The 9,984-nt window shown below is 56.4% G+C and carries 12 protein-coding genes and 1 pseudogene; 6 read left to right on the forward strand and 7 right to left on the reverse strand.

What is annotated here, in order from left to right; genetic code table 11:
- Positions 1-121 (reverse strand): annotated as a pseudogene (gene gcvT, locus ACR0MV_RS21440) (glycine cleavage system aminomethyltransferase GcvT); the annotation flags it as partial.
- 365 nt (positions 122-486) lie between these two features.
- Between gcvT and ACR0MV_RS21445 the strand changes: the two are divergent.
- From ACR0MV_RS21445 to ACR0MV_RS21460, 4 genes are read left to right on the forward strand one after another with little or no spacing between them, the layout of a single operon-like run.
- Complete coding sequence (locus ACR0MV_RS21445; protein WP_480703702.1) at positions 487-1,137, forward strand: histidine phosphatase family protein; 651 nt, start codon at positions 487-489, stop codon at positions 1,135-1,137.
- A 20-nt stretch (positions 1,138-1,157) separates the two neighbouring features.
- Positions 1,158-1,772, forward strand: coding sequence for a glutathione S-transferase family protein (locus ACR0MV_RS21450; RefSeq protein ID WP_480703703.1), 615 nt, complete (start codon positions 1,158-1,160; stop codon positions 1,770-1,772).
- Positions 1,773-1,786: 14 nt separating this feature from the next.
- A complete protein-coding gene (locus tag ACR0MV_RS21455; RefSeq protein ID WP_480703704.1) occupies positions 1,787-2,842 on the forward strand; it encodes a saccharopine dehydrogenase in 1,056 nt (351 codons plus the stop codon).
- Positions 2,843-2,845: 3 nt separating this feature from the next.
- Positions 2,846-3,988, forward strand: a complete 1,143-nt coding sequence (locus ACR0MV_RS21460; RefSeq protein ID WP_480703705.1) for a saccharopine dehydrogenase family protein — start codon at positions 2,846-2,848, stop codon at positions 3,986-3,988.
- 93 nt (positions 3,989-4,081) lie between these two features.
- Here ACR0MV_RS21460 and ACR0MV_RS21465 read toward each other — a convergent pair whose 3' ends face one another.
- From ACR0MV_RS21465 to ACR0MV_RS21490, 6 genes are all read right to left on the reverse strand, one after another.
- On the reverse strand, positions 4,082-4,285 hold the full coding sequence (locus tag ACR0MV_RS21465) for a hypothetical protein (protein WP_480703706.1): 204 nt from the start codon (positions 4,283-4,285) through the stop codon (positions 4,082-4,084).
- Between the two features lie 42 nt (positions 4,286-4,327).
- Positions 4,328-4,555 carry a DUF1127 domain-containing protein gene (locus ACR0MV_RS21470; RefSeq protein WP_217359189.1) on the reverse strand — a complete coding sequence of 76 codons (228 nt, stop codon included), beginning with the start codon at positions 4,553-4,555 and terminating at the stop codon, positions 4,328-4,330.
- A gap of 212 nt (positions 4,556-4,767) precedes the next feature.
- A complete protein-coding gene (locus ACR0MV_RS21475) occupies positions 4,768-5,262 on the reverse strand; it encodes a universal stress protein (RefSeq protein WP_170469948.1) in 495 nt (164 codons plus the stop codon).
- 17 nt (positions 5,263-5,279) lie between these two features.
- On the reverse strand, positions 5,280-6,620 hold the full coding sequence (locus tag ACR0MV_RS21480) for a TRAP transporter large permease (RefSeq protein ID WP_170469951.1): 1,341 nt from the start codon (positions 6,618-6,620) through the stop codon (positions 5,280-5,282).
- 17 nt (positions 6,621-6,637) lie between these two features.
- Entirely contained in the window at positions 6,638-7,174 is a 537-nt protein-coding gene (locus ACR0MV_RS21485; protein ID WP_170469954.1) for a TRAP transporter small permease, read from the reverse strand.
- A gap of 67 nt (positions 7,175-7,241) precedes the next feature.
- Entirely contained in the window at positions 7,242-8,258 is a 1,017-nt protein-coding gene (locus ACR0MV_RS21490; protein WP_170429761.1) for a TRAP transporter substrate-binding protein, read from the reverse strand.
- A 99-nt stretch (positions 8,259-8,357) separates the two neighbouring features.
- On the opposite strand from ACR0MV_RS21490, the gene ACR0MV_RS21495 reads away from it, so the two are divergent.
- Together ACR0MV_RS21495 and ACR0MV_RS21500 are read left to right on the forward strand one after the other, a co-directional pair.
- The gene (locus ACR0MV_RS21495) at positions 8,358-9,356 is read left to right on the forward strand and encodes a LysR family transcriptional regulator (RefSeq protein WP_480703708.1); all 999 of its coding nucleotides are present in this window, start codon (positions 8,358-8,360) and stop codon (positions 9,354-9,356) included.
- A gap of 194 nt (positions 9,357-9,550) precedes the next feature.
- Positions 9,551-9,793 carry a hypothetical protein gene (locus tag ACR0MV_RS21500; RefSeq protein WP_480703707.1) on the forward strand — a complete coding sequence of 81 codons (243 nt, stop codon included), beginning with the start codon at positions 9,551-9,553 and terminating at the stop codon, positions 9,791-9,793.
- Positions 9,794-9,984 lie beyond the last annotated feature (191 nt).

The raw sequence follows: 9,984 nt of genomic DNA on the forward strand, positions 1-9,984 counted from the left end.
GCTCTCCCATGATCCCCAACGGATACTGAACAGGCATCTCCCATCCAGCAAAATCAACCAACTTACCTCCCAACTCAACATGCAAAGAATGGAGTGGCGTGCGTTTCAGTTCATCCGTCATTGCAGAGACCTTTCGTTAGCCCTTGGCAAAATATACCGCGACATGTGCGCCCGTTTCTCTGAACTGCCGTAGAATGACACCAAGGTTCCCGGGACTGCGAGGCAAGTCAACAGGCTTGAACCTTTGGTCATTTTCGGCCCCGAGCAGTAGGTGTCACAGAATTAGGTACGGGCCACTTGCGGTGGCTTTGTATCCTATAGGAAACTTTTTTCCGTTAGGCAACATCACTGATCGCCTGTCCTCGGTGAATATGTGCGGCACAAAAGCCCGCCCAGAGCATCAAATTGATTTTTAGCCGCAATCTGTTCGAGGGCTCTGGTCCCTGCCCGGAACCTGCCCTAAGACTTCGCGCAAGAGGGGACGCTATGGCACATATTACACTGGTGCGTCACGGGCAGGCCAACACTGCCGCACGCGACGAAGCAAACTATGACAAGCTCAGCGATCTGGGCCATCAACAGGCGCGATGGCTTGGGGCGCATCTGCAGACCACGCAAGCCTTTTATCCGCGGGTTTTCAGCGGCACCCTGACCCGCCATGTGGAAACTGCTGCCAGCATGGGGCTCCCCGAGCCAATCCGCGATCCGCGCCTGAACGAAGTGGAGTATTTCAACATCGCAAAGCTCTACGAAGAGCAGCACGGCATCCCGGTGCCAACGGACCGCGAAGGCTTTGTCGAGCATCTGCCGCGCACATTTGCGGCCTGGGCCAAGGGCGAGATCGAAGACACGCCCGAAACGTTTGAAGAATTCGAGACGCGGGTCTCGGATGCCTTGAGCGATATCGGGACCGAGGGTGGACCGGCCATAGTTGTGACCTCGGGTGGGTTGATCTCGATGGTCGTGCGTCAGGCGATGGGACTGGACATATCGGCAATGGCGCGGGTGGCTCTTGCCATCATGAACACCTCTGTGCATCGTCTGCATCCGATTGGCGCGCAGATGAGTCCGGTTCTGTTCAATGCTGTCCCGCATCTGGAAGCGCCCGACCGGCAATTCGCCCAAACGCATCTGTAATCAAAGCCCGGAGGCCCCCGATGCAGCTTTATTATGCCCCCCGCACCATCTCGGTCGCGATTGCAATCGCGCTGGAGGAGGCAGGGCTGGACTATGAACCCGTTCGTCTGGACTTTGCCGGCGGGGAGCAGACCAAACCGGCTTACAAGCAGATCAATCCCAAGGGCCGCGTTCCCGCTCTGGTCGTGGACGGTGGCATTCTGACTGAAACCGGCGCTTTGCTAGAATACATCGCAGCCGTCGCACCCGAGGCAGGATTGGTTCCCGATGACGCGGTGATGGCCGCGCGGATGCGCGAGGTGATGTTCTATCTGGCTTCGACCATGCATGTGAACCACGCGCACAAGATGCGCGGACATCGGTGGGCCGACAAGGAATCCAGTTGGAATGACATGGCGGGCAAGGTGGCCCAGACCATGACCGAGTCGTGCGAGTACATCACTTCGAACGGGTTGCGGGGGCCTTTTGTACTGGGCGAGACGGTCTCGCTGGCGGATGCCTATCTCTACGTGGTTTGCAGCTGGTTGGAAGGGGACGGCGTGGATGTCTCGGCCTTTCCCAAAATCCTGACCTTCCGCGAAGCAATGGAGGCGCGGCCCTCTGTGCAGGCGGTGCGCGCCGCCGGGATGCTTTGATTAAAGGACACGTTATGACACATCTCTGGGTCCGGGCAGAACAGCGCCCGAACGAAGAACGGGTTGGTTTGACCCCCGAAGGCGCGGCGGCCCTGATCGCGGCTGGCATTCGCGTGACGGTCGAGGAAAGCCACGTCCGCGCCATCCCGATCGACGGATACAAAGCCGCCGGGTGCGAGATCGCGCCGGAAAACTCTTGGCCCCAGGCTCCGCTGGACGCCATTATCTTTGGGCTGAAGGAACTGCCTGAAGACGGCACCCCATTGCCGCATCGCCACATCATGTTCGGTCACGCCTATAAGGGCCAGCATTCCGGTCGTGCGTTGTTGCAACGGTTCAAAGCCGGTGGCGGAACGCTTTACGATTTGGAGTATCTGGTCGACGAAGACGGTCGCCGGGTTGCTGCCTTTGGTTACTGGGCCGGGTATGCCGGGGCTGCGGTGACTTTGAAAACCTGGGCCGCGCAACAACGCGGCGAGGAGTGCCCGCCCGTCGGCGTTTACTCCGGCAAGGATGCTTTGAATGCCGAGCTTCTGGCTGAGCTGGACGCAACCGGAGCCGACCGTCCGCGCGCCATCGTCATCGGTGCCTTGGGCCGTGTTGGCACCGGAGCGGCAGACCTGTGCGAAGCAATGGGTGTCAGTGTCACCAAATGGGACATGGCCGAAACCGCCTCCGGTGGGCCCTTCCCTGAGATCCTCGAGCATGACCTGTTCCTGAACTGCATCTTCGCACGCCCCGGCACTCCGGTCTTTGTTCCGACAGAGGCACTGACAGCCCCTCGCAAACTGACCGCCATCGGCGACGTGGCGTGCGATCCGGACAGCGATTACAATCCAGTGCCCGTCTATGACCGCGCAACCACATGGGAAGGCCCCGCTTTGCGCGTGGCCACTGATCCGGTGATGGACGTCATGGCCATCGACAACCTGCCCTCGATGCTGCCAGTCGAAAGCTCGGAGGATTATGCCGCGCAACTGCTGCCCTCACTGCTGACGCTGACCGATCTGGACAGCGGTGTCTGGAGCCGGGCAGACGCAACCTACAAAACCCATATTGAAGGACTCTGAGCGATGACGATTCACTGGTGTGGCACCGGCCTGTCGGCCATCCCCGGCCTGCGCCGCCTGATCGAAGGCGGGCACAAGGTCACCGTCTGGAACCGGACCATCGACAAGGCCAAAGCCGAGGTCGGAGACCTGACCGACGACATCCGCACCTTTGACATCGACGCTTTGGGCGCGGTGTTAGAGAAAGGCGACGTGATCGTTTCCATGCTGCCGGGTGACTGGCACGTGCCGTTGGCAGAACTGGCCATTTCAAAAGAGGCCAACTTTGTCTCGTCCTCCTATATCGCCCCCGAGATGCGCGCGCTGGACGACAAGGCGCGCGAGGCCGGTGTGACGCTGGTCAACGAGGTCGGGCTGGACCCCGGCATCGACCACTTGATGGCGCATGCTCTGGTCGCAGACTACCGCGCATCGGCCGCGTTCGATCCACAAAACCACCTGAGCTTCATCTCTTATTGCGGCGGCATCCCGAAAAACCCGAACCCGTTCCGGTACAAATTCAGCTGGTCGCCGCTTGGAGTGCTCAAGGCTCTGCGCTCGCCGTCGAAATCCATTCGTGACTATGCGCCACTGGACGTCGCCCGCCCGTGGGATGCGATCAGCAGCTATATTGCGCCGCTGCCTACCCCGGAAAGCTTTGAGGTCTATCCAAACCGCGACTCAATCCCATTCATGGCCGAATACCAATTCGAAGATCACTGGCCGGTCAAAGAGTTCGTTCGCGGAACCCTGCGCCTGAACGGTTGGGCGGATGCCTGGTCGGACGTATTCCGGGAAATCGAAACTCTGTCTGGGTCCGAAGGCGATGCACGACTGAAAGAGATGTCGGATCAGTTCTGGGACGAAAACGCCTACGACGAAGGTGAGCCCGACCGCGTGGTTCTGTGCGTCGGGTTGAAGGCCGAAAAAGACGGCATCGAAGTCTGGAACAAAACCTATGTCATGGACGCCTGGGGCGATGCGCGCGGCACAGCGATGGCGCGACTGGTGTCCATCCCTGTCTCGTTGGCGGTCGAGGCGGTTCTGAACCGCGCGATCCCGGTCGGTGTACACGCCGCCCCTAGCGATCCGAAACTGGTACAGGGTTGGATGGCCGAGATCGACAAACTTGCCCAGCATCTGCAAATCGTGGATCACCTCGGCTAACGCACCAAAAAAAGCCACTCCGAATTGCCGGAGTGGCTTTATGTCGTTGTCTTTATCATTTTCGCCTCGGTCGCGACGAGCGGTTGCCCGTCCTCAGATGTACCTTCGGATCGTATCCTCAAGGTCGCTTCGGTTTATACCCAGTTCCGACAATTCCTGATCGGAAAACCCGCTCAGATACTGCGCGGCCCGGACAATATCGGCGCTGATCGCGCGAATGCGCATGGCGCGGTCGAACAACAGCAGAGCGCTTTCTGATGGGTGCAGGTGCTTTTTGGGCGGGATGACGTCGAACATGATTTAACCTCCTGATTGGATAACGCGGGCACAATGCGCTTGTCACTGGCGGTAGGGTTTGCCGTGATAGACGCTGTCATACGCACGCTGCTTGATTTCATCCCGTGGGACACCGATGTCGTGCAATTGACGATCACTCAGCGCCTCAAGCTCACGCACGGTGTTCGCAAAAATCCGGCGGCGGAAATGCTCGGTCCGGGCCTCTGCATAGTCCGCGAACATGGTGGCAAATACGTTGCGATTCTGGGTTACGGTTTGGGTTGCTTGCATTGTCTTCTCCTCCTGAATTTGCGTTGCGGTTTTGGTCACAACTCAAATAAAGGGATCCGATCTTAAGAAGAGCAGTGCACAACATTAAGGTCCGTTAACCTGATGCGACGGTGCAGAACGCGTTGGATTGCGGGGGAGAGTGAGTCGGGCAAGCCTGGGTGGCCGTCACAAGGTGAACGGGCCACTGCGGTCGGCAGCGGCCCGTTTCAGATTTAAACTTCGTCCGGGTTTGGAACGATCAGTGTGGGTATCTTCGAACGCCGCAGCACCCGTTTGGCGACCGTGCCCAAGAAGGTGTGCGAAAAGCCGTGGTCATGCGCACCCAGAACAATCAGATCACAGCCCATCTCGACCGAACGCCGCAAGATCACCTCGGCCGGATGACCATCCGTGACCTCGATCGAGGATACCTGATCGCGGATCTTGGCATCCTCACCTTCGAACTGTGCCCAGAACTTGGCCTGCCGCTCGGCCAGAACCTTGCGCACCATTTCGTGGCGGCGCTGCGCTGCGGTTTTGCGGGTCTCTTCGTTCAGTATGAACATATCCATCGTGATTTTCGCGTCTTCGGACAGCGGCTCATTCACGTGCAGCACGTGAATCTCCGCCCCGGTCGCCATGGCAATGCTTGCTGCGTTGCGCATGGCATGACCCGAATTTTCTGACAGATCCGTCGCGAACAGGATATTCGTCACCATTTGTTTCATATCGTCATCCTTTCAGGTCAGTATCCCAATAGCCTTGGAAGCCAGAGTGACAATTCAGGGAAGAACGCAATGACAAAGATCGCGATCGTGTTGGCGGCCGCGAAGGGCAGCGCGCGCAGCGAGATCTGTTCGATTGTGATGTTCGAGATACCCGAAGCAATGAACAGGTTTTCACCCAGCGGCGGCGTTTGGAAGCCAATGCCCAGCGTACAGACCATGACCACGCCAAAGTGGATCGGGTCGATCCCCACCGAATAAGCCACCGGCAGCATCACCGGAACCAGGATCAGGATGGTGGCCAGCGTTTCCATGAACATGCCGACGAACAGCAGGAAGAAGATGATCAGCGCCCAGATGACATAGAGGTTGTCCGTGAAGCTGAGCATCGAGTCCGCGATGATCGCCGGAATCTGGTTTTCTACCAGCAGGCGGCCGAACACGGTTGCCGTGAATAGGATCAACAGAACGCGGCCGGTCAGCCAGGTTGTGGCTTCCAGTGACTGGAACAGCGATTGCCACGTCAGTTCGCGATAGATGAACACGCCGATGACCAGAGTGTAGAAGATCGCAACGATCGCAGCCTCGGTCGGGGTGAAGAAGCCGGTGTAGATACCGCCCAGGATCACCAAAGGTGCCATCAGAGACCAGAAACCGCGATACATCTCGCAGCCCACGTGGCGGAGCGACCAGCCTTCGGCGACGCCTTTGTAGCCACGCTTCTTCGACATGAAGAAGTTCAGGATCAGCAAGCTGGTTGCGATCAGGAAGGCCGGAACAAAGCCCGCGATGAACAGTTTCGAGATTGAAACCGACTGGAAAGTGCCAAATTTTTCGACCGCCTCCACTGGCGGTGCCATACCGAGCGCGGCAATGCCGAAGATCACCATCGGGATGGAGGGAGGAATAATAATCCCGAGGCCGCCGGAAGAAGCGGTGATAGCAGAGGCATAGCCGCGCTCATAGCCGCGGTCGATCATTGCCGGGATCATCAGCATCCCCACGGCCGCGGTTGTTGCCGGGCCTGAGCCCGAAATGGCACCGAAGAACAAACAAGCCATAACCGTCGCGGCCGAGATACCACCGGTGAAGGGACCGGCCAGACTTTCAGCCACATTGATCAGGCGTTTTGAGATACCGGCAGCCTCCATAAGAGCCCCGGCCAGAATAAATGCAGGAAGCGCCATCAGCGGGAAGGATCCCACCGAGGTAAAGGCGATCTGCACGAACTTGATAGGGTTGTCGCCCAGATACAGGAACGAGAACAGCGAAGCCACGCCCAGAGCAACCGTGATCGGTGCACCAATGAGCAGCAGCAGAAGAAACGATCCAAACAGGATTGTGACGATTTCAGATTCCATGGTTTTTCCTCCCTGCCTCAGTCGTGCTTGGCTGCTTCGGTGGCAGCTTTGATTTCATCAAGGTCGATCTGATCAGGATCATGGATGTCTTCACCCTTAATCAGGCGGCGGTAGTTCACCTGAATGATGCGGAAGGTCATCAGCGCAAAGGCGATGGGCAGCACCATGTAGACGTACTTCATCTCGATCCCGAGGGTCTGGGACTTCCAGAACTTGTTCATCTTGTTGAAGACAAAGTCCGTCGCCAGGTACAGGAAGTAGACGTTGAAGAAGAGCCAGAAGAGATCGGCAAAGGCCTCGATATACTTGATGTAGCGGTCAGGCAGGAACTTGAACTGGAATGTCACCCGGTTATGCGCGCCCTTGAGGGCGGCGTAGCTGGCGCCGAAGTAAACGAACCAGACGAACATGTAGACCGAGAGCTCCTCGATCCAGCTGATCGAAAAGCCAAAGACTTCGCGCGCGACGATTTGTGTGAACAGCAAACATACGAAGCCGGATAAGAGCACCCGGCAGATGACGCTTTCTATATTGTCCAGAAATTTCCAGAACATCGGAATTCCCTCCTCCCTGATATGAAAAGAGCGCCGAAGCGCTCTTTTCTTTTTCGCTCTGCGGCGATTATTGCTGGACCGGCTCGCGACCAATGGCTTCGAGAACTGCGTTCAGTTTCTCGACACCGCCGATGGACTCGTAGAACTGAGGCCATACTGCAGTAGTTGCCAGTTCGATGAACTCGGCCTCGTCGTTCTCAGGGTCGACGATTTCCATGCCTTTTGCGATCAGCTCTTCCTTGATGGCGGCTTCCGAGTCACGCAGGAACTGAGCTGATTTCAGGGTTGCTTCCTGACCTGCTTCCAGGATGATTTTCTGGTCTTCTTCGCTCAGGCTCTGGAACACGGCTTCCGAAATGATCAGCGGCTCGATCGAGAAGATGTAACGCAGGTTCGTCACGTGGTCCTGGACCTCGTAGAACTTCATCGCGTTGATGGTCATGTACGGGTTGTCCTGACCGTCAACAACTTTGGTCTGCAGACCGGTGAAGGTTTCCGACCATGCCATCGGGGTTGGGTTGATACCCCAGGACTTGTAGGTTTCGATCATGATCTCGTTCTTGGGAACGCGGATAACCAGATCCTGCAGATCGGCAACCGAAGTCACAGGTTTCTTCGAGTTGGTCAGGCGACGGAAACCGGTGTAGGTCCACGCGATGATGCGAACGCCTGCGTCACGCAGGGTGTTTTCGGTCAGTTCCTGACCGATCGGGCCTTGCGTCAGCGTCTCGGCGTCTTCCAGCGACAGGATGACGTAGGGCAGCGTGAATACGCCAACCGAAGGCGAGAACGGCGTAACATTGTTGATCGCCAGCAGCGACATGTCCAGCGTACCGATGGCCGCTTCGTTCACGGTGTCTTGCTCAGAACCCAGCTGACCGTTCAGGAACAGCGTAGCTGTGTGCGCGCCACCGGATTTCTCCTCTAGAGCTTCTACAAAGAACTTGCCGGTTGCTTCCTGCGGGCTGCCCGCACTGTCGCCAACCGCGATTTTAAAGTCCTTCGCGTCTGCCGCGCCTGCAACCATCAGTGCCGCGACGGATACAGCCGCCGTCATGGTGCCAAGCTTTTTGATGAATGACATAGATGTCCTCCCAGTTTTCAGTTTTCGAGGAGCGCGCCGTTCTGGGGAGAGATGAACGGTCCGAATCTGCCTCGGTCCGGGGACACTAGCTTGTGGAAAGTGTTTCTATGTTGTTATTCTCTGCGCGATAGGTTTCATACATATCGAACCTTGAGAGTTAGGAAGAATATGGTAGCCGCGCGCATCGCAGACAGTGACATTCGGTTGCTACGCGTTTTCAAAACCGTGGTCGAAAGCGGCGGACTATCCGCTGCCGAAGTCGAGCTAAATGTCGGCAAATCAACGATTTCCAAGCACATCACAGACCTTGAACTGCGGCTGGGCCTGAAATTGTGCAACCGCGGCCCTTCCGGTTTTGCCTTGACGGAAGACGGTGCAAAGGTGCTGAAAGCGGCCGATCACCTTTTGGTGTCCGTTTCGCAGTTTCGAAACGAAGTCAATGAAATCAAGGAACAGCTCGCAGGCACCATTCGTGTTTCGTTGTTCGATCAGTGCGCGTCGAACCCGGAATCCAGCCTCGCGCGTGCAATCCACCGTTTCAATGAAGCCGCTCCTTCGGTGCAGCTTGAACTATCATTGGAGCCGCCAAACGTAATTGAAACCCTGGTGATCAGTGGCAGACTTGATGTGGGGATCATTGCATTGCACCGGCCCTCTACCAGCCTGAATTACGCGCCGCTCTATGGTGAGAATATGTTTTTGTATTGCGGCAGAGAGCACCCGCTGTTCGAGGCCCCGGATCACGAACTCAAGACCAGCGATCTGCTTAGATACAATTATGCAGGCCTAAGCGTGAACTCACCAAACCTGATCGTGGGTCAGCAACTGGGCTTTCGACGTTCAGCCAAGGTCCAGAACGAACAGGCCCTCGCGATACTGATTTTGTCAGGCCGTTACTTAGGTTATCTGCCGGATCACTTTGCCCAAGAGTTTGTCAATACGGCCCAGATGCGACGGTTGTTGCCCAATGAAACAAATTACCGTACCCGCTTCGCTGCGGTCACTCGGAAAAAACCCGAGCCTACAAGAGTCACACAGCTCTTTCTCGATGTTTTGCTAAGCGAGCATTCCATTTCTTCTCAATTGCGAAACGGTTAGTATCGTCACGGTTTCGTTTATGAATGTTCGTGCTGAACCATCAGATGCCGAAACAAAGACACCAGCGAATAGTCATGAAATCTCATCCGAATTCAACAGTTTTTCCAGGCGCCAAAACCTTGTGATTTTCTGCCAAATGGCTGGTTTCTTCTCGTGGCTCACTTACATGCGCGTCAACCGCATGAGGCTGAATTATGATCGACGACGAACCGCAATCGGTAACTTATTACGACGAACACGGCATCTGGACATTGGATCCTACTCTGGCAGACCAACAGGTTTGTGATGCCTTTGCGATCGGTGTAGTCGATCTTCTGCAATTGTTGGATGACAACAAGACAATGCTATCCCGAGATGTCTACGCAAGGCTTTTTGCCTCACTCCGGCAACTGTCCCGTGTTCTTGGTGAATACGAGGACGGTTGGAAGCAGGAGTAATCACAGTTGTGATCAACAGTTAAGCTAGGTCGACCGAACAATTCGAAAGGTTGAATCCTCCGGTCCGGTTTGTAGTTTATGTTTGGCTTTCTACGTTCGAGTGATTTGGGTTTTCACGTCTGACGTTCCGAATGACGGAAGGATGATAGCGTCGCGCCAGCAATTGATTGATCTTGGGGATCAATTTTGGT

Source organism: Ruegeria sp. BC3, assembly GCF_056539265.1.